Genomic DNA, 20,123 nt, shown 5'->3' with positions numbered 1-20,123 from the left:
GACAATCTCTTCCGGCTTGTGCTTCTTCTGTCCCATATTCCGTCCTCCATCTGGCTTGAAAGCCTACTTCAGGGAGGACCACTTTTCAGGGGGCAGACCACGGGTTCCGGCACCGGCATACTACGCAATAAGACGCCGCCGAGACTCTCCCCTCGGCGGCGCCATTGCTCTTGCGAGCAATCCAAACTCCGGTTTTCCGCTATTCGGCCGGGGGTGCAAGTTTCGGAAGCGCACCGGTCGCCGTGCGGAACTTCGCCACGTCCTCCGGGGAAACCGGCGAGGCGGCATTGCCCCAGCTGTTTCGAATGTAGTCAAGCACACTAGCAATCTGCACGTCATCGAACTTCCAACCGAAGGCCGGCATGCCACCGGCTGTCGGCAGCGTGTCGGTATGGGCGGCCCGGGCCCCGCGCAGAACGGCCCCCGCGATCGAGGTCACGTTGTCAGACTGGATCGCGTGATTGCCGGCAAAGGCTGGAGCGAGCGAACCGATGCCCTCGCCGGACACACCGTGGCAGGCGGAGCAGTTGACTTCATAGGCCAGCGCCGCGGATCGCATTGCCGCCGTATCGGCCGACATGGGCGCGGGCCGCACGGCGTCCGAACCGGGCAACGATACGAGATAGGTGGCGATCGCCTTGGCATCCGCGTCGGTCAGATACTGGGTCGAATGCTCGACGGCCTCGGCCATCGGACCGGCGGCGAAGGCCGTGCCGTCCGACCCGGTCTTCAGGTATTGCGCCACGCTCTCCGCCCCGACCTCGCCCAGTCCGACATGCGGGTTCGACGTGAGCTCCGGCGCGAACCAGCCGTCGACCACCGCGCCCTGCATGTAGTGCGCCGCGACCTCGGCCCCGAGCCCGTTGCGCGGCGTGTGGCAGGCCGAGCAGTGGCCCGCGCCGTCGACCAGATACTTGCCGCGGTTCCATTCGTCGCTTTGGCCCGGCACGGGTTCGAAGGCCGAATTGTCGAAGAACAGCATGTCCCAGCCCGCCATCGCGAGGCGGATGTTGTAGGGGAAGGCCATGCCGCCGTTCTCGTCGACCGCGTTCTTCACCGGTTCGATCGTCGACATGTAGGCCCACAGGTCATGCATGTCGGCGTCGGTCAGCTTGGCATAGGCGGTGTAGGGCATCGCCGGGTAGAGCATGTCGCCCTTGCCCTGCCCGTGGCGCAGCGCCTTGAAGAAGTCGCGCTCCGTCCAGCCGCCGATCCCGGTCTCGGTATCGGGGGTGATGTTCGATGCCACCAGCGTGCCGAAGGGCGTGTGGATCTGGTAGCCGCCGGCGAAATCGCCGGCGAACTCCTCGCCCTTGCCGGTGTGGCACGCGACGCAGTCGCCCGAGCGCATGACGTATTCGCCGCGCTTGACGGCTTCGGCATCCGCGCCCGTCACCTCGGCCAGCGTCACGCTGTCGTCGGCCACCGAGGCGCGACCGGTGTTGAGCCTGGTCCAGGCCCAGCCGCCCGCGACCACGACACCCGCGACGATGACGACGCCCAGCCCCTGCCCGATGCGTTTGATGTTCGCCATGATCTCAGCCTTTCACCAGCGCGCCGGGGTTCTGCATGTAGCTCTGGTGGATCGCCTGCGCGGCACGCACCGCCAGCGCGCCAACCGTCACCGTGGGGTTGTAGCCGCCGTTGTTGGGGAAGGCCGAGGCGCCGACCACGAAGACGTTGTGCACGTCCCAGCTCTGCAGCCAGGGATTCAGCGCCGAGGTCCTCGGATCCGCGCCCATCACCGCGCCGCCGATCGTGTGCGACGAGTGCTGCATGTAGGGGTTCCAGCTTTCCAGCGCCTGGTTGTCGATCGCGAGTTCCTCGCCACCGGATTCCTTCATGATCTCGACCGCCTTGTCGGTGACGTACTTGCTCATCGCCACATCGTTGCGGTTCCAGTCGAAGGTCAGGCGCATCAGCGGCTGGCCGTGGCGGTCCTTGTAGGTCGGATCGAGGTCGATGTAGGCGTCGCGCACGGGCATCGAGGTGCCCTGGCAGAAGATCGTTGCGGCTTCCTGGTAGTCGCGACCGATCGCCGACTTCCATTCCGAGCCCCAGCGCTTGGTGCCCTTGCGCAGCCCGTTCATGTTCTGGATCGCCCGACCGTTGGTCGAGAAGCCCATGATCCCCGCGCCACCGATAAAATCGAGCTCGGAGTGGTCGAAGTTGTCGCCGTTGAAGTCGTCGATCTGCACCGCGAGCGCGCCCGCGCCGATGAACGGGTTCATCTTCTGGCCCGGGAAGAAGCCGGTGACCGAGGAGCAGGTCTGGTAGGAGTAGTTGCGCCCCACCGTGCCCTCGCCCGTGCGCGGATCGTAGGGCTGGCCGATGCCGCCCAGCAGCATCTGGCGGACGTTGTCCATCTGGTAGGCAGTGATCACGACGACATCGGCGGGCTGGAAGCCTTCCTCGCCGTCCTTGCCGACGAACTTCACGCCCTTGGCGGTCTTGCCGTCGTCATGCTTCACGGCATGCAGCACCTCGGTCTCGGTGATCAGCGTGAAGTTCGGACGCCGCATCAGCACCGGCAGGATGCAGGCCTGCGGCGAGGATTTGGAGAAGTTGCCGCAGCCGTGGAAGTCGCAGAAGCCACAGTAGGTGCAGGGGCCCATCGCGACGCCGAGCGGGTTGACATAGGCCTGGCTCAGGTTGCCCGCGGGCACCGTGAACGGGTGGTAGCCCATGTCGCTGACCGTCTGGCGGTAGGTCGCCATCCAGTGCGTGTCCTTCAGCGCCGGCGTCGGGTAGTCGCGCTGCCGCGGCCCCTCGAAGACGTTGCCGCCCGCGCGCTTCTCGCCGTTGAGGTTGCCCGCGTAGCCCGAGGTGCCCGCGATCCGCTCGAAGCGGTCGTAGTAGGGCTCCATCTCCTCGTAGGTGACGCCCCAGTCCTGGACCTGCAGGCCCTCGAGCTTGGCCGCGCCGTAGCGCTCGCGCGTCATGGTCGCGGCCTGGAAGTCCCAAGGCGAGAAGCGCCAGGACATGCCGGCCCAGTGGGTGCCGGCCCCGCCGACTTCCCAGCCGTACTGGAAGGCCGACCAGCTGCGCACCGGCGCGGCGGTCTGGCCCAGCTTGTTGCGGAAGGTCGTCGTCTCGACGCTCATCGGCTGCAGCATGCCGCGGCGCGTGTGCCAGCGCAGCTCGTCCGCGGCGATCGCCGGCGGGAAGTCGGTCGAGGTGTCGCGCCAGGCGCCGCGCTCGATCGCCACCACGTCGAGACCAGCGCGCGTCAGTTCTTCCGCCATCACGGATCCGGCCCAGCCAAGACCCACGATGACCACATCCGCCCTCGGGCGTTCATTTGCCATGTTCAATGCTCCTCGGGTGGGTCAGTCGTTCGGGATCAGGCTGACGGGGGTCAGGCCCAGATCCTCGCCGCGGCGGTCGATGTAGGGGCGGTAGTCGTAGCGCGCCCCCGGGAAGCCCATCATCTTCCAGCCGGCCATGCCCTTGTTGCCGCCGTAGATCGGGTCGGCGAGATAGCCCTCGCGCGCATTCTGCAGCATCAGCTCGAAGAAGGCCTGACCGTCGACGTCGGATCCGAGCGAGACCGTGCCCGCCTCGAGCCCCTCGAGGATCGCGTCGATCCGTTCGGGGGCAAGATCGGCAAAGGCCTTGCCGTCTTCCTTCTGCGCATAAGCCTCGAGCGCCTTGAGACCGCTCTCATAGCGCGCGCGCGGCGTCGCCAGGAATTGCGGCTGGCGCATGATCGCCTCGTCGTTCTGCCTGTTCAGCGGACCTTCGAGATAGAGCGCGGCCCCTGCGCCGTAATCACCCGCCAGCTGGCGGTCGAGGAAGTCGAGGCAGCCGGCCTCGGTCGCCGAGGGGCCGTTGTCGTCGGCCGGGATCAGCCGGTCGAAGACCGCGGCCAGCAGGCGCTGGTCCTTTTCGTCCGTCAGGACCTGGAAGCCGCCGCGGGTGATCGGTCGCGGCAGGTGGTCTGGGGTGATGCCGGTCGCGGCGGGGATGCCGCGCATCACCTCGGCCCCGGCCTGGCCGCTGGCCACGGCGGCACCCGCGGCGGTCATCGCGCCGAGGGAGAAGAGCGCCTCTCTTCGGTTCATGGAAAGCTCCTTCATGGATGCGCGCAGCCGGGCGGCTGCCCGGGGAGGGCCGCGGCATCTCGATCGGTAGGGGGAGGGGATCTGTCGTCGACCGGGCGGCGCCGGCGCTTGGTCACGGCGGCGCGGCGCGTGCGGGTCGGGTCACAGGGGCTCGGCCCGGAATGGCTTGCTTGGTCAGCATGGCAGATCCGGCATGGCATCGCATACCGCACCGGGTAGAGCCGCGGCGGGGACGTGGCAATACGACGCGGAGGAATTTGATGGCTTACACATCATTTTCCATCATTGCATATCTCACGATGACAGGTCTGTTTCTGAGGGGATTACACATGGCTCGGCGCAAGACGATGGCGGATCTGGCGGAAGCTGCAGATGTCAGCCTGTCGACGATCGATCGCATCCTGTCAGGTCGCGGCCCCGTCAAGCGCATGACGCTTGAGCATGTGCTGGAGACGGCAGAGGAGATCGGCTTCCACGCCACCGGGACCATCCGGGCACGGCTCACGCAGGATTCGCCCGAACGCGTGTTCGGCTTCCTGCTCAATCCCGACAGCCGCCATCTCTACACACGCCTGGCGCAGGACCTGATCCGCGCGACCGAGCAGTCGCCCGTTATCCGCGGCCAGGCGATCGTGCGCCACCTCGCACGGATCGACCCCGAGGAAACCGCCGCCGCGCTGCGCGAACTTGGCAGCCGCTGCCACGCGATCACCGCCGTGATGATGGACCACCCTCTGATCAACCTCGCGGTGGCGGATCTCGCGCGGCAGGGGGTGCCGGTGCTGGCGCTGATGTCCGACATCTCGGCCCCCGAACGGGCGGGCTTCCTCGGCGCCTCGGACTGGAAGCTCGGGCGCACGGCCGGCTGGTTCATGCGGCGCCTGCGCCCCGAAGGCGGCAAGGTCGCGGTGCTGGTCGGATCGGGCAGCTACCTGTGCCAGCGAGCGCATGAGATGGGCTTTCGTCAGTATCTCGCCGATCACGGCTGCCCGCACCAGCTTCTGCCCAGCCGCCTGACCGGCGAAGAGGACCGCACCGCGCGCGAGGAGATGATCCGCCAGATCTCCGAGACGCCCGACCTTGCCGGCGTCATGGTCGCGGGCGGCGGGCTCGACGGCGTGGTCGCGGCGGTGCGTGAGCGCAAGCGCGGCGACCTGACCGTCATCGGCACCGAGATGACCGACGCAACCCGCCCCGCCCTGCTCGACGGCACGGTGGACGTGATCCTCTGCCACCCGTCGCTTGCGTTGGTCGATCGCACCATCGAGGGGATGATCATCGCGCTGGACCGGCCCGGCAGCGGCCCCCTGCACCACATCGTGCCCTTCGAGATCGCGGTCTCGGAAAGCGTCTGACCCCGGTCAGAGCAGATGCGCGACCGGCGGCGCCGGCACGAAGCGCCACTTGCGCAGCGGACCTGCCATGACGTTGAGGTAATACATCTCGAACCCGTGCGGCGCACCGCAGGGATGATGGCCGCGCGGCACGCAGACCACGTCGCCGTCATGTACGGCCATGGTCTCGTTCAGCTGCAGGTCGTCGGTGTAGACGCGCTGGATGCCAAAGCCGTCTGCGGGGTTCAGGCGGTGGTAGTAGGTCTCTTCGAGATAGGTGATCCGCGGAAAATCGTCCTCATCGTGGCGGTGGCTCGGATAGGACGACCAGTTGCCGGCCGGGGTGAAGACCTCGGTCACCAGCAGGCTGTCGCAATAATCCTCGTTCTCCATCGCGATGTTGTTGATGAAGCGGGTGTTCGACCCCTCACCGCGCTGGGTCAGGGTGATGCCCTCGGGCCCGATCCGGCGCGCGGCATGCCCGCCGGCTGCCGGCGCCGAGCAGACGGCGATGGCGCAGTCGGTCGTGGCCGTCGCCTGCCAGTCGGTGCCTCCCGGCAGATACAGGCAATGCGGCGGCGTCTTCTCGAAGACGGACATCCGCTCGCCCATCTCGCCCCAGTCCTGCCCGGCACCGGTGAGGCGGGCCTTGCCCTCGATCAGGACGAGGATCACCTCGCGCCCGCCGGTGGCCTCGGCGACGCTCTCGCCCGCGCGCAGCCGGTAGAGCGAGAAGCCGACATAGCGCCAGCCGGCGGAGCCGGGGGTGATATCGTGCACCTTGCCATGGGTGCCGAAGGGGCGGTGGAGAAGCGGGCTCATCGAAGCCTCCTGCAAGTGTCGTCGTGACGCGGCGGGGTCCCTGCCCCGCCGCCTCCGGTCAGTTGAAGACGCGCTGGGTCGCGTGCATCGCGCCGTAGCGGGCCCGCGCCGCCTCGAGCCGGTCGGGCCCGCCGACCTGCGGCACCGCCACGTCCCACCAGTGGCCGCCGGCATCGGTGCCGGGCACCGCCGTCGTGTCGATCACGATGACCGAGGGGATGTCGCGGGACCGCGCGGCCACGATCTTGGCCTCGAGATCGGCGATGTCGGTGGCCTTCTCGGCATAGGCACCCATCGAACCGGCATGGGCCACGAAATCGATCTCGGGCTGCACCTCGACGAGGCTGTCCTTGTACATGTTGTTGAACTCGGCCCCGCCGCATTCGATCTGCAGCCGGTTGATGCAGCCGTAGCCGCGATTGTCGGTCAGCACGATGGTGAAGGGCACGCGCCGCATCACCGCCGTCGCCAGTTCCGAGTTCGCCATCATGTAGCTGCCGTCGCCGACGAAGCAGATCACTTCCTTCTCCGGCGCGGCGAGCTTGATGCCCATGGCGCCCGCGACCTCGTAGCCCATGCAAGAATAGCCGTATTCCATGTGGTAGCCGCCCCGGGTCGCCTGCCACAGCACCTGCAGCGCCCCCGGCATGGTGCCGGCCGCGCACATAGCCACGCTCGCTGGCGTCGAGACGCGCTGCACGGCACCGATCACCTGCGCGTCGGTCGGCAGGCCCTTCATCCCCGGGCGTGCGGTCACGGCGCGCACGCGGTCGTGCCAGCCCTCGCGCGCGGCGGCGTCATGCCAGTCGAAGCGCAGATCGCCCAAGGCCGCGCCGAGCTTTTCCAGCACAACCTTCGCATCGCCCACGCAGGGGATCGCGCCGTGCTTCATCGCGTCGTAGCCCGCGAGGTTGACCGAGATCAGCTTGCGGTCGGCGGCGGCGAAGACCGTCCAGCTGCCGGTGGTGAAATCCTGGAAGCGGGTGCCGACGCCCAGGATCAGGTCGGCCTCGGCCGCCAGCCCGTTCGCGCAGGCCGAGCCGGTGACGCCGGGCGAGCCGAAGTTCAGCGGATCGTCCCAGCCAAGCCCGCCCTTGCCGGCCTGCGTTTCCACGAAGGGGATGTTGTGGCGGGTGGCGAAGGCCTGCAGCACGTCCTCGGCGCCCGAGTAGAGCACGCCGCCACCCGAGACGATCAGCGGGCGTTTCGCGGCCCGGATCGCGGCGACAAGGTCGTCCAGTTCGCGCGGGTCGGGCTCGGGGCGGCGGATGCGCCAGACCTTGGGTTCGAAGAAGGCCTCCGGATAGTCGAAGGCCTCGGCCTGCACGTCCTGGCAGAAGGCGAGGCAGACGGGCCCGCAATTCGCCGGGTCGGTCATCGTGGCCATGGCGCACGGCAGGCAGGTCATCAGGTGTTCCGGCCGGGTGATGCGGTCGAAGTAGCGCACCACCGGGCGGAAGCAGTCGTTGGCGCTGATCGTGCCGTCGTCGAAATCCTCGATCTGCTGCAGCACCGGGTCGGGGCGGCGGTTGGCGAAGACATCGCCACAGATCATCAGAAGCGGCAGGCGGTTCACATGGGCGAGCGCCGCCGCGGTCACGAGGTTCGTGGAGCCCGGCCCGATCGACGAGGTCACCGCGTGGGCGCGGGTGCGCTTCTTGGTCTTGGCATAGGCGATGGCGGCATGGGCCATGGTCTGCTCGTTCTGGCCGCGCCAGGTCGGCAGCACGTCCTGGTAGCGGTGCAGCGCCTCGCCCACGCCCGCCACGTTGCCATGGCCGAAGATGGCCCAGACGCCCTCGATGAAGCGCTCGCCCTCCTCGGTCATCTGCACCGAGAGCCATTTCACCATCGCCTGAGCGGCCGTCAGCCGGATCGTTGCGGTCATCGTCTTCCTCCCGGACCCCGCGGGGCCCCAATCAACTGTCGTCGTTCAGGCGGCGGCACGGGCGGCGCTGGCGCGCGCCCCGTCCCAGACCGCGCAGAGCCGGGCAAACCGCTCGGCCATCTGCGCGACCGCGGCCTCGTCGGTTATCGCGCCCACCATCCAGGCCCGCGCCGCATCGCCGAAGATCGTGCGGCCGACGGCGAAGCCGCGCACCAGCGGCTGGCGGGCAGCCAGCGCGAAGCTTTCGGCCAGCTCCGCCTCGGGCGCGTCGAGGCCCAGGACCACGATCCCGCGGGTGTTGGGGTCGTTCTCCTCGATCGCGGCGACGGCGGCGGCCCAGGCGGCCTCGGTGCGGAACGGCTCGAGCTTCCACCAGTCGGGATAGATGCCGGCCGCATAGAACTGCCGGATCAGGGTGGCAGTGGTGGTCTCGTCGACCGGGCCGACCTTCGAGGGGATGATTTCCAGCAGGAATTCCAGGTTGTTGCGGCGTGCGGCGGTCCAGAGCTGCATGACCGTCGCCTCCTGCGCGGCGCGGGTCTCGGCGTCGTCGTCGGGATGGCAGAAGACCAGCAGCTTCACCACGTCCTCGCGCGCCCATTCCTTCAGCGACCCGCAGTCGGGGCCAAGCTCGGGTTCCAGCGCGATCGGGCGCGAGCCCGGCCATTCGGTCGGCCGCCCGATCCAGAGGCCCGAGCCGCTGGCGCGATGCAGCGCCGCGCGGCCGATGCGGTTGTCGCACAGAATCCCGTAGCCGGGCCGACCCGCCTGCACCTTCAGCGCCGCCTCGAGGCAGAGATTCTTGAAGGCGCCGCCCTTGGCCACAGTGTAGCCCGGCATCTGTTCCAGCTGGATGCGGTGGTCGAAGGCGAAGGTGCGCAGCGTGGTCCAGTCGCCGCCGTGCGAGAAGGTGCGGTTGGATACCCAGTGCACCTGCTCCAGTTCCGGGTCGTTGCGCAGGTCGGGGCGCTGGACGCCGCGGGCGAAGAAGAACTGCAGTTCCTCCCAGCTGGGATAGGCCGGGGTGCAGCCGTGGCGGCTGACCGCGAAGGCCCCGCAGGCATTGGCGTATTTCAGCGCGACCGACCAGGCCTCGCCATCGAGCCAGCCCTTCAGCAGGCCCGACATGAAGCCGTCGCCCGCGCCCAACACGTTGAAGACCTCGATCGGGAAGCCGGGGCCGGTCTGGCCGTCGTCGAGGCTGTCGGGGATCGCGCCCTCGAAGGCGACGGCGCCCATCGGGCCGCGCTTGCACACCAGCGTCGCGCCCGAGACGGCGCGCACCGCACGCAGCGCCGCAATCGTGTCGGTCGAGCCGCCGGCGATGTGGAACTCCTCCTCGGTGCCGACGATCAGGTCGAAGAGCGGCAGCGTCTCTTGCAGCGAAGCGGTGACACGGGCGCTTTCCACGAAGCGGCTCTCGCCGTCGCCATGGCCCGCCACGCCCCAGAGGTTCGGGCGGTAGTCGATGTCGAGCGCGGCCTGACCGCTCGAGGCCTTGGCGATCGCCAGCGCCTTTAGCACCGCGGCGCGCGGGCCGGGGTGGCTGAGGTGGGTGCCGGTCGCCACGACCGCGCGGGCGGAGGCGACGAAGCCCTCGTCGATGTCGGCCTCGCACAGCGCCATGTCGGCGCAATTCTCGCGGTAGAAGATCAGCGGGAACTGCGACTGGTCGCGGATGCCCAGGATCACCAGCGCGGTCAGCCGCTCGGGGTCGGTCGTCACGCCGCGCACGTCGACGCCGTGGCGCACCAGCTCCTCGCGGATGAAGCGGCCCATGTGCTCGTCGCCGACGCGGGTGATCAGCGCCGACTTCATCCCCAGCCGCGCGGTGCCGCAGGCCATGTTGGTGGGCGAGCCGCCGATGTACTTGTCGAACGATCCCATGTCCTCGAGCCGGCCGCCGATCTGCGCGCCGTAAAGGTCGACGCCCGCGCGGCCGATGGTGATCACGTCCAGTGTCTTCGTCATGGGATCCTCCCCGGGGTCTTCGGCTTGCCGGCCCCTCTCGGGCGGCGGGTCAGTGGTCAGGCGGTGGCGGCGTTGACCGTCTCGAAGGTCAGGCTGCGGTGGAACTGCTCGTGGAAGGCGATGAAGGCCGTGGTGTGCGCCTGCTCCATGTGGAAGGCATGGGCGGCCTCGTCGCGCCAGCTCTCGACGAAGACCAGCCGGTCGGGATCGTCGGTGCAGGTGTAGAAGTCGTAGGCGAGGCAGCCCGGCTCGGCCCGGGTCGCGGCCTGCGCCTCGGGCGCGCGCTCGAGGATGCGGGCGCGGGTGCCGGGCTGGCAGTCGATGGTGATGATGAACTTGTACATCTCAGGCCTCCTCGATCTCGGCCAGGGCGACGCGGCGACGCTCGGTGGCGCTGATCCGCGCGGCGTCCAGCACGGCGAGCGTCGCGATCGCCTCGTCGGTGGTCACGGGCGGGGCGGTGCCGTCGCGCAGCGCGGCGGCGAAGCCCTCGTAATAGGCGTGGTAGGCCCCGGCCTCGGACGGCACGCGCACGCGCCCCTCGGCGGTCGAGAGCGTGCCCCAGCAGGCTTCGGGCTCGCGGCCCCAGCCCTCGGGATCGTCGGCGGGACGCGCCCCGGCGAAGATCGCCTGCGCCTGCACGTCGCTGGATTGCGCGACATAGGAGCCGGCCGCGCCGTAGAGCCGCAGTTCGCGGCAGTGCAGGCGGTTGAGCTTGCTGGCCGAGATGTGGCTGCGCGCACCCGAGGCATGCAGGATGGTCAGCGTGAAGCCGGCATCCGTCCGCCCCTCGGGCAGCTCCACCATGTCGAGCTGCGCATCGACCGAGACCGCCGGCCCCATCAGCCACAGCGCCTGGTCGACGACATGCGCGCCGAGGTCGCGCAGAAGCCCGCCCTCCGGCCCGGCCTCGAGCGTCGCCGGATCGTCGAAGTCCATCCGGCTGTGCAGCCGCCATGGCGTGCCCAGCGCGCCCTCGTCCATCAGCCGCCGCAGGGTGCGGATGTCCGCGTCCCAGCGCCGGTTGTGATAGACGCCCAGCATGACGCCCGCCGCCAGGGCCTCCTCGGCCAGCGCCCGGCCGGCGGCGGCCGAGGGGGCGAAGGGCTTGTCGGCTATCACCGCCACCCCCGCCGCAAGCGCCTCGCGCACCAGCGCGTCGCGAGTCTGGGGCGGGGTGGTGATCGTCACCGCATCGCAGCTGCCCGCGGCCAGCATCTCGGTCAGGCTTGCGAAGACCGGGGTATCGGGCAGGTCGGCGCGCACCGCGGCCACGGTCGCGGGCGCCCGCGCGACGACGCCGGCCAGCGTCACCCCGCACGCGGCCTGGATGAACGGCACATGGAAATGCCGCCCGCCCGTCCCGTATCCGACGACCCCGATGCGCATCGTCCCGTCCCCCGTCAGCGGATGATTGTCGCCTTGAGGGCGTCGATCGAGGACTGGATGCCGGCCTCGGTGGACATGGTGAAATCCTCCATCTCCAGCGACACCCAGCCGTCGTAGCCCATCATGCCGACGACCGAGAAGAACTCCTTCCACCACTGCAGGTCATGGCCCGCGCCGACGGCGACGTAGTTCCAGGCGCGGTTGGCGATGTCGGTGACGTCCTTCGTTTCCAGCAGACCGTTCACATCGGCCAGGCCGCGTTCGATCCGGGTGTCCTTGCCGTGGACGTGGTGGATGGCGGGGCCGAGCGCCCGGGCGACGGCGATCGGGCAGGCCCCCTTCCAGAACAGGTGCGAGGGATCGAGGTTCATACCCACCATTGGGCCGACCTCGTTGCGCAGCCGGAACAGCGTTTCCGGGTTCCAGACCAGCATCGCCGAGAAATTCTCGAGCGCGATCTTCTCGACGCCCGAGGCCTTCGCATGGGCCACGAGGTCGTGCCACAGCGGGAAGGCGCGGTCCTCCCACTGGTAGCGGTCGCGCTCGGGCATCTCGTTGGGCCAGGACTTGGTGTAGACCAGCCAGTTCGGCACCATGTCGCCGGGCGCCGCCTCGGGCAGGCCGGACATGGTGACGATCTTGGTCACGCCGATCTCGCCCGCGAGGCGGATCGTGTCCTCCATCTCCTTGCGGTGGCGCGTGCCCATCGCGCCGGGATCAAGCGGGTTGGCCGAGCAGTTCAGTGCCGCGATCTTCAGGCCGCGGGCCTCGATCTCGGCCAGGCGGGATTTCAGCAGGCCACGGTCGGCCAGCAGCGTCTCGGCGCGGAAATGCGGGGCCGGCGACCAGCCGCCCCCGGTCATCTCGATGCCCTCGACACCCAGCGCCACGCATTTGTCGAGCATGTCGGTGAAGGGCAGAGCCCCCATCACGTCGGTGCAGATCGAAAGTTTCATCTTAGGTGTCCCGTTCAGGCGGCCTTGAAGACCGGCGCGGCGTAAAGCGCCGGCTTGTCGCGCATGGTGATGGTTTCGCGCGCACCGCTGGCCACGGCACGCAGCGCCGCGTCGCCGACGAGGGTCGCGGCGTAGCCATCCCAGGTGGAAGGGCCGGTCGCCGTGCCCTGCCCCGCCGCCGCGATCCATTCGCGGAATTCCTGGTCGTAGGCCTCGATGAAGCGTTCGCGCCAGTCCTCGGGGATCGCCTGGCGGATGCCGTTGGCATCGGTCACCACAGTCGCGGGGCGGTTCGGCAGCGCGGCGATGCCCTTCTCGCAGGAGGCCTCGCCACGGATGTCGTAGCCGTAGGCGATATTGACCGAGATCTCGACATCGACGATCGCGCCGCCGGCCATGTGCAAGAGCACGATATGCGGATCGCGCAGCTCGCCCCCCTGGCGCGAGCGCGGCGGCAGGCGCACTTCGACGGCCGCGATCTCGTCCTCCAAAAGCCAGCGCGAGATGTCCGCGTCATGCACCAGCGTGTCGTTGAGCGGCATGTCCGAGGTGTAGAGCCCGGGCGGCACGCTCGCGTTGCGGTGCACCGACTTGTAGATCAGCGGCCGGCCCAGCGTGCCGCCGTCGAGCACCGCCTTCAGCCGGCGGTAGTCGGCGTCGAAGCGGCGCATGAAGCCCACCTGCACCAGGCGGCGACCGAAGGCGGTTTCGGCCTCGATCACGCGCAGCGCGGCGGCTTCCGAGGTCACCAGCGGCTTTTCGCAGAACACCGGTTTGCCGGCGGCGATGCAGTCGAGCAGCTGCTCCTCGTGCGCGGGTCCCCAGGAACAGATCACCACCGCGTCGACCTTGTCCGAGCGGATCAGCTCGGCCGGGGTTGCGAAGACCGTGGCGCCCTTGGGCGCGGCCGCGGTGGCTCGGGCGGTGTCGATGTCGGTCACCGCCGTGACGGTGGCCCCCGACAGCACCTGGGTCAGGCGACGGATATGGTCCTGACCGATCATGCCGGTCCCGATAACTCCGACGTTCAAAGTCATTTTTCCGCCCTCACTTGAAGTGTTTGTCGAGGTAGCGCTGGATTTCCGAGCGCATGAACCGGCCCGAGGCGTCCATCCGGTCTTCCCAGGCGAAGACGCAGGCGGTCATGATCCCGTCGAAACCGATCTCGGCCAGCGTGCCGAAGAAGTCGTCCCACGGAACCTCGCCCTGACCGATGTCGAGGTGCTGGTGGATGCGAGCCGAGGTGCCGGGCGGGTTCAGGATGTAGCGCAGGCCAGAGCTGGCCTTGTGGTTGAACGTGTCGGCCACGTGGACATGGGCCAGCACGTCGGCGCATTCGCGCAGCATCGCCTTGGTGTCGTCGCCGAAGTAGTAGGTGTGCGGCGCGCAGTAGAGGAACTTCACGTTCTTCGAGTTCACCGTGCGGATGATGTCGACCGCCGGCTGCAGCTGTTCGACCCAGTCCTCGGGATGCGGCTCGATGTGCAGCATGATCCCCTCGCGCTCGACGATCGGCACGAGTTCCTCCATCGACCGCCACCAGGCGTCTTCGCAGGTCTCGATCATCGAGCCGGTGTGGCAGCAGTAGCAGCCCCCCTTGTCGGGATGCGGACCCCGGCCGAATTCCGAGTTCATCGTGTCGACGCCGAGTTCGACCGCAATCTCGATGGCGCGCTTCCAGTGGCGTACCGCAGCCTGGCGCTCGGCCTCGTCGTTCGAGGCCCAGCGGTACATCGGCAGCAGGCTCGAGATGCCCACATTGGCGTCCGAGAGCGCCTTCTTGAAGCTCTTCACCCGCTCGGGGAAGACGCGCGGCGCCTTGAACCACTCGAGGAAATCGGCACGCGGGCTCAGCTCGATCCAGTCGTAACCCAGTTCGGCCACCTTCGAGGGCAGCTCTTCAAGGCTCAGGTGGCGATGCATGAAGGGGTCGATGGCAATCTTCATCTGCTTTCCTCCTTCGGGAAGGCAAGTCGGGTCCGTCCGGTGCCGAAGAAGGCGCCGGGACTGTCTGTCTGATCGGGTCTTGCGTGGGGTAAGGCGGCCTCAGGCCACCGTCGCCTGCGCCGCGGGTTGCGGCGGGTGTCCGCCGTGGGTCTCCATGTAGCCTTCCATCGCCTGGTCCAGATCGGCCAGCGCCTCACCCCCGGCCATCAGGTCGGTGATCTCTTCGCGGGTCTTATCACCGCGGCGGAAGTTGGCAGCGACGGCGCCGCGGATCAGCACCGCGAACTGATCGCCCACCGCCATGGCGTGGGTGACCTGGTGGGTGATGAAGATCACCGCGATGCCGCGCTTCTTCGCCTCGAGCACGATTCGCAGCACGTGGCTGGCCTGTTTCACGCCAAGCGCCGCGGTCGGTTCGTCCAGGATCAGGACGCGGGCGCCGAAGTGGACGGCCCGGGCGATCGCCAGCGACTGGCGTTCGCCGCCCGAGAGCCCGCCGATCAGGCGGTCGCCGTCGGTGATCCGGGTGATGCCGAATTCCTGCACTGCGCGCACCGCGGTTTCATTCGCGGTCTTGCGGTCGAAGATCTTGAACGGTCCGATGCGCCTGGTGGGCTCGCAGCCGACGAAGAAGCTGCGACCGATGGTCATCAGCGGGAAGGTGCCGCCGAACTGGTGAACGGTGGCGATCCCGCGGTCGGCGGCATCTTTAGGCTTGGCGAAGCTGACGGGCTCGCCGTCCATCAGCATCTCGCCCGAGCTGGGCTTGTGGACACCGGCGAGGGTGCGGATCAGCGTCGACTTGCCGGCGCCGTTGTCGCCCAGCAGGCACAGCACCTCGCCCGCGTTCACGGTCAGCGTGATGTCGTGCAGCACGTCGATCGGCCCGAAGGACTTGTTGACGCGGCGAAGTTCCAGAACGGGTGCGGTCATGGGACGCTCCTCAGGCTTTCGCAGGGCGCTTGGCGCGCGGGGCGACTTCCAGCGCCAGCGTGCGGAAGCGGTTGTTCATCAGGACGGCGAGCAACAGCGTGGCGCCGATGATCAGGCTCGACCAGTTGCGGTCGATCTGGGTGAAGTAGATGCCCTGGCTCACGATGGCGAAGGTCAGGGTACCGATGAAGATCCCGGTGATCGAGCCGAAGCCCCCGGTCAGGAGCACGCCCCCCACCACGACCGAGACGATGGCGTTGAAGATGTAGTTCATCCCGCCCGAGACCTGGGCCGAGTTGAAGAGGATCGCGCCGCACATGCCGACGAACGAGGCGGCTGTGGCCGACAGGACGAAGAGCCAGATCGTCATCTTCGCGGTCGGGATTCCGGCGTTGCGGGCGCTGACCTTGTCGCCGCCCATGGCGTAAAGCCAGTTGCCGTAGCGCGAGTGATGCACGAAGCCCCAGGCCACGGTGCTCAAGCCCAGCCACCACAGGATGATGTTCTGGAACGACCCGCTGATCAGCGTGCCGAAGATCGTCTTGGCCCAGTCGGGCGCCGCCAGCGGCACCGAGGCCTTGCCCGTCAGCAGGACCGAGGCCGAGAGCACGATCCCCTGCATCGCCACCAGCGTCGCCAGCGTGATGATCAGCGAGGGCACGGTGGTGCGCACCGTCAGGAGCCCGTTCACGAGGCCCACGAAGACCCCCAGCGCCAGTGCGCCGAGGATGCCGACCCCGATCGGCAGGCCGTAGTAGCCCGACAGGATCGAGACGGTCATCGAGCCCGCAGGGATCATCGCCCCAATCGAGATGTCGAGCTCGCCCGCGATCATCAGAAGTCCGACCGGTATCGCGACGATGCCCAGATTGGCCGCGAAGTTCACCCAGCTCGCCGCGCCCAGCATGGTGCCCATGTCGGCGCCGCCGAAGACGACGAAGATCAGGATGACGGCAAGAAGGCTGACGAGGGCGCCGGTCTCCGCACGTTTCGTCAGGGCTGCAAGGAATAGGTCACGCATGTCGCCCTCAGTCCTTCTTTCTGGAGTAGGAAAGCGCCAGCTGGCGGAAGGTGTCGTTCATCAGAACCGCGAGCAGCAGCAGCGCCCCGATGATCACCGAGCCGAAATTCGGATCGAAGCCGGTGAAGTAGATGCCCTGGTTGACCATCGAGAAGGTGATGGTGCCGAGCACGATGCCCACGACCGAGCCGAAGCCTCCGGTCAGAAGCACGCCGCCGATGACCACGCACATGATCGAATTGAAGATAAAGGCCTGTCCGCCCTGCACCTGCGCGCTCTGATAGACCATGGCCTGGCCGATCCCGACGAAGGCCGCGGCCCCGCCGGAGAGCATGAAGAGCTGCAGCGTCAGCCGGTCGGTCGGGATGCCGGCATTGCGGGCGCTGATCTTGTCGCCACCCATGGCGTAGATCCAGTTCCCGAAAGGCTTGGCATGCAGCAGGTAGGCCATGACGGCGGCGAAGCCGATCCACCAGAAGATCGTGACCTGGAACATGCCGCCGACGAAGTCGCCCATGATCGCCTTCCAGAAGGCCCCCGGCACGACGTTGGTCGAGGTCGAGCCGGTCAGCATCACCGACAGGCCCAGTGTCAGGCCCATGACGGCGAACATCGTCCCGATGGTGACGATCAGCGACGGCAGCCCGGTGCGCAGCACCAGCGTCGCGTTCACGACGCCGACCAGCAGCCCCACGCCCAGCGCGGCAGCGATGCCTAGGATCTCGGGCAGGCCGTAATGGCCGACGCTGATCGCGAAGGTGAGAGAGGCCGCGGGGATCACCGCGCCGATCGACAGGTCAAGCTCGCCCGCGATCATCAGAAGTCCGATCGGGATCGCCACGATGCCGATCTCGGCCGCGACGTTGAGCCAGCTTGCGAAGCCTGCCGGCGAGACGAAGACCAGCCCTGATACGGCAGTGAAGAGAACGAAGACGGCCAAGAGGCCGAAGAGCGATCCGGCCTCGGGCCGGCGGATCAGTGCGCCCAGCCCGTTGCCGGAGCCGGAACCGGCCCTGCTGGGAGCAGGCGAAGCGGGTGTCATCTCGACCATCCTGGTATTCCCTGACTGCGACGATGTTCTGGATCGGGCTCACCTGCCCACGCGAGGGAGGACGCGCGGGCAGGATCGGGCCCGAGGCGGGGAGGATCGCCTCAGCGCGTGCCTTCCTTGAACCCGGTCATGGTCGCATCGACATTCGCGCTGTCGATGATACCGGGGCCGGTCAGGATCTCACGGGTGGGGACGGTCAGGCCGTAGTTCACGCGGGCGTTCAGGATCGAGACCGCGAGATAGCCCTGCATGTAGCCCTGCTGGTCGATGGCGCAGGCGCTCTTGCCGTCCTTGATGTTGTTCAGGATCGTCTCGTTGAAGTTGATCCCGCAGACCGCGACCTTGCCGGCCTTGCCCGCCTGCTGCACGCCCGACACGGCCGAACCCGCGTCGACGTCGCTGACGGTGAAGACGGCGTTGATCTCGGGATGTTGCAGCAGGTGGGCGCGCACCGCCTGGGCGACCGCGGTGGCCGATCCGAACGAGGTTGCGGGCAGCGGCAGGACCGAGCCTTGGCCACCGGCCTTGGTGATCCCCTCGACGAAGCCAGCGCAGAAGTTCTCGACGTTGGCGGCCCCCGGCAGCGTGTTCACGCAGACGCCGTTGGTGTTGCCCATCTTCGCCAAGTGTTCGCCCCCGGCGGCACCGGCCTTGAAGTCGTCCGAACCGACGTAGTTCATCGCGCCCAGCCGGTCCGCGGCCTCGAGCCCGCCGGCATTGTAGATGACCAGCGGGATCTGCTTCTCGATCACCGCCTTGAAGGCGGGGTCCATCGCCTCGGGCACCCAGTCGGGACCCACGATCGCATCGGCGCCCTGGTCGATCGCCTGGCGGATCAGCTCCGCAGCGTCGACGCCGAGGTTGTCGTAGTTCTGCGGCGCGAGCCAGGTGACCGATCCGCCCTGCGCCTTCACGACGGCGCCCGCATCCTCGGCGCCGCGCTTCACGATCGACCAGAACGGGTCATCGGGCTTGCCGCCGACCACGAAGATATTCGCCGCAAGGGCAGAGTTGGCCAGACAGGCCGCCACGATGGCCGACGACAGGGTCGCGGCCGCTTTCTTGGTGAATTTCATTGCTTCCTCCAGCCGCCCCGCTCCCCCGGGGCCGATGCGCTGTTGCTACCTCAGAGCATCGAATTCTGAAATCTCCGACCGACAGGATGATTGCAATTGTATCAAAAAATGTCATTCATGATGACACTCAGGAGGAGTGGCGCCATGAACCGACCGACCATCGCCGATCTGGCCGCGCAAGCCGGCGTGTCGGTGTCCACCGTCAACCGGATCCTCGCCGGCACGGCCTCCGTCCGCGGCACGACGATGCAGCGGGTGCAGGCCGCCGCGGAGAAGATTGGATTTTATGGGGTTGGCGCGATCGAGGACCGCCTGAAGAAGTCCTCGCCGCACTTCCGCCTGGGCTTCCTGCTGCAGCAGTCCACGCGCGAGCTCTACCAGCTCTTCGCCCGCAGGATCACCGAGGCAAGCCGCGCGCGGAAGGACGAGGTCGTCGAACCGGTGATCGATTTCGTCGACCTGATGACGCCCGAGAACATAGCGGCGCGCCTGCGCGCCTTGGGGCGCGACTGCGACGCCGTGGCGATGATCGCGGCCGATCACCCGGTGATCGGCAACGCGATTCGTGATTTGCGCGAGGCCGGCACGCCGGTCGTGACCTACATCACGGACCAGTCCGCGCCCGAGCGCGCTGCCTTCGTGGGAATGGACAACTGGAAGATGGGGCGCACCGCGGCTTATCTCGTCACGCAGATGACACACGGTCCCGGCCGCGTCGCGATCTTCCTCGGCAACTTCCGCTATCTCTGCCAGGACGTCGCGGATGCGAGTTTCCGCGCCTATGTCCGCGAACGCGCCCCGCATCTGATCGTCGAAGAGAGCAGGCCGACCAATGAAGAGGCCACTCAGGCCTACGAAATGGTCAAGGACCTGATCGCGCGGCATGACGATCTGAAGGCGATCCTGATCTTCGGCGGCGGCATCTCGGGCGTTCTGCGCGCCCTGCGCGAGGTGCCGCCGGAGCGCCGAGCCGGGATACGCCTGATCTGCCGCGACATCGGGCCCGAAACCCGCATGGGACTGTCCGAGGGGCTGATCACCGCGGCGCTCTGCCACCCGCTCGAGGCGATCTCGGCGCTGCTCGTGCAGACCATGATCGATGTCACCGGCTCCGACGGCACGGGCGCGACGCTTCAGCGGATCCTCCCGTTCGAGATCGTGACGCCCGAAAGCGTCTGAGGTTCCGAATCGTTCACCACGGGTACCCACGGCGCGTCAGGGTCGGATTTGCCGCCGCGGAGCCGCTCTGACCGGCGCTGGATTTCACACTGTGAAATCGATGCCACAATATGAAAATAGATTTGCCCGTTCTCCCCGATCGATCGCAGGGTCGGCGCCAGGGAGGCACCAATGGGCGTTGTTGCACTTATCAGTGAGGCGGATTCACGTCGTGAATCCTATACGTTAGCTTCGGGCCATGCCGAAGCCCTCTTCCCCTCGCTATCGCACGACGAACTGGTCCGACTATAATGCCGCACTGCGTCGCCGCGGATAGCTCTCGATCTGGTTCGATCCAACGATGGCTTGGCATGCCGCGAAGACCGGCAAGCGCGGCCATCCAGAGACCTTTTCCGACTGCGGAGGAGCGGAAAACAGTCCGGGGGACTGTTTTCCCGACGCAGGCGATCCAGACCTGCCTGACGCTGAAGGTGTTGTTCGGCCTGCCGCTCC

At 67.8% G+C, this 20,123-nt stretch carries 17 protein-coding genes and 1 pseudogene; 3 read left to right on the top strand and 15 right to left on the bottom strand.

Translation table 11 applies throughout. From position 1 onward, the window contains the following. Positions 1-199 precede the first annotated feature (199 nt). The 3 genes from V8J36_RS22310 to V8J36_RS22300 are packed head-to-tail and all read right to left on the bottom strand — an operon-like array spanning position 200 to position 4,064. Complete coding sequence (locus tag V8J36_RS22310) at positions 200-1,534, bottom strand: cytochrome c (protein ID WP_336469524.1); 1,335 nt, start codon at positions 1,532-1,534, stop codon at positions 200-202. A 4-nt stretch (positions 1,535-1,538) separates the two neighbouring features. Continuing rightward, positions 1,539-3,308 (bottom strand): GMC family oxidoreductase, encoded by a 1,770-nt coding sequence (locus tag V8J36_RS22305; protein ID WP_336469523.1) that lies wholly within the window; start codon positions 3,306-3,308, stop codon positions 1,539-1,541. Positions 3,309-3,329: 21 nt separating this feature from the next. Then, positions 3,330-4,064 (bottom strand): gluconate 2-dehydrogenase subunit 3 family protein, encoded by a 735-nt coding sequence (locus V8J36_RS22300; protein ID WP_336469522.1) that lies wholly within the window; start codon positions 4,062-4,064, stop codon positions 3,330-3,332. A gap of 329 nt (positions 4,065-4,393) precedes the next feature. Between V8J36_RS22300 and V8J36_RS22295 the strand changes: the two genes are divergently transcribed. Next, entirely contained in the window at positions 4,394-5,419 is a 1,026-nt protein-coding gene (locus V8J36_RS22295; protein ID WP_336469521.1) for a LacI family DNA-binding transcriptional regulator, read from the top strand. Positions 5,420-5,425: 6 nt separating this feature from the next. Here the strand turns inward: V8J36_RS22295 and iolB are convergent, their stop codons facing one another. The 12 genes from iolB to V8J36_RS22235 form a co-directional block, all read right to left on the bottom strand. Beyond that, positions 5,426-6,220, bottom strand: coding sequence for a 5-deoxy-glucuronate isomerase (gene iolB / locus V8J36_RS22290; RefSeq protein WP_336469520.1), 795 nt, complete (start codon positions 6,218-6,220; stop codon positions 5,426-5,428). A gap of 58 nt (positions 6,221-6,278) precedes the next feature. Continuing rightward, complete coding sequence (iolD, locus tag V8J36_RS22285) at positions 6,279-8,108, bottom strand: 3D-(3,5/4)-trihydroxycyclohexane-1,2-dione acylhydrolase (decyclizing) (RefSeq protein ID WP_336469519.1); 1,830 nt, start codon at positions 8,106-8,108, stop codon at positions 6,279-6,281. 45 nt (positions 8,109-8,153) lie between these two features. Continuing rightward, positions 8,154-10,079, bottom strand: a complete 1,926-nt coding sequence (locus tag V8J36_RS22280) for a bifunctional 5-dehydro-2-deoxygluconokinase/5-dehydro-2-deoxyphosphogluconate aldolase (protein ID WP_336469518.1) — start codon at positions 10,077-10,079, stop codon at positions 8,154-8,156. Positions 10,080-10,135: 56 nt separating this feature from the next. Beyond that, positions 10,136-10,423 (bottom strand): putative quinol monooxygenase, encoded by a 288-nt coding sequence (locus V8J36_RS22275; RefSeq protein ID WP_336469517.1) that lies wholly within the window; start codon positions 10,421-10,423, stop codon positions 10,136-10,138. Position 10,424: 1 nt separating this feature from the next. Then, complete coding sequence (locus tag V8J36_RS22270; RefSeq protein ID WP_336469516.1) at positions 10,425-11,468, bottom strand: Gfo/Idh/MocA family oxidoreductase; 1,044 nt, start codon at positions 11,466-11,468, stop codon at positions 10,425-10,427. Positions 11,469-11,482: 14 nt separating this feature from the next. Beyond that, positions 11,483-12,424, bottom strand: a complete 942-nt coding sequence (locus V8J36_RS22265; protein WP_336469515.1) for a sugar phosphate isomerase/epimerase family protein — start codon at positions 12,422-12,424, stop codon at positions 11,483-11,485. Positions 12,425-12,438: 14 nt separating this feature from the next. Further along, positions 12,439-13,461 (bottom strand): Gfo/Idh/MocA family oxidoreductase, encoded by a 1,023-nt coding sequence (locus tag V8J36_RS22260; protein ID WP_336469514.1) that lies wholly within the window; start codon positions 13,459-13,461, stop codon positions 12,439-12,441. A gap of 10 nt (positions 13,462-13,471) precedes the next feature. Further along, positions 13,472-14,371, bottom strand: coding sequence for a sugar phosphate isomerase/epimerase family protein (locus V8J36_RS22255; RefSeq protein ID WP_336469513.1), 900 nt, complete (start codon positions 14,369-14,371; stop codon positions 13,472-13,474). A gap of 99 nt (positions 14,372-14,470) precedes the next feature. After that, a complete protein-coding gene (locus tag V8J36_RS22250; protein WP_336469512.1) occupies positions 14,471-15,304 on the bottom strand; it encodes an ATP-binding cassette domain-containing protein in 834 nt (277 codons plus the stop codon). Between the two features lie 10 nt (positions 15,305-15,314). Beyond that, entirely contained in the window at positions 15,315-16,325 is a 1,011-nt protein-coding gene (locus tag V8J36_RS22245; protein ID WP_336469511.1) for an ABC transporter permease, read from the bottom strand. A 7-nt stretch (positions 16,326-16,332) separates the two neighbouring features. Then, entirely contained in the window at positions 16,333-17,367 is a 1,035-nt protein-coding gene (locus V8J36_RS22240; RefSeq protein WP_336469510.1) for an ABC transporter permease, read from the bottom strand. A 110-nt stretch (positions 17,368-17,477) separates the two neighbouring features. After that, entirely contained in the window at positions 17,478-18,452 is a 975-nt protein-coding gene (locus V8J36_RS22235) for a sugar ABC transporter substrate-binding protein (RefSeq protein ID WP_336469509.1), read from the bottom strand. A gap of 144 nt (positions 18,453-18,596) precedes the next feature. Between V8J36_RS22235 and V8J36_RS22230 the strand changes: the two genes are divergently transcribed. Next, on the top strand, positions 18,597-19,631 hold the full coding sequence (locus tag V8J36_RS22230; protein WP_336469508.1) for a LacI family DNA-binding transcriptional regulator: 1,035 nt from the start codon (positions 18,597-18,599) through the stop codon (positions 19,629-19,631). A gap of 238 nt (positions 19,632-19,869) precedes the next feature. Further along, a pseudogene (locus tag V8J36_RS22225) lies at positions 19,870-20,123 on the top strand (hypothetical protein); the annotation flags it as partial.

The organism is Frigidibacter sp. MR17.14, from assembly GCF_037095735.1.
In the GTDB taxonomy this organism is placed as follows: domain Bacteria; phylum Pseudomonadota; class Alphaproteobacteria; order Rhodobacterales; family Rhodobacteraceae; genus Frigidibacter.
This window is presented reverse-complemented; position numbering and strand designations above follow the sequence as displayed.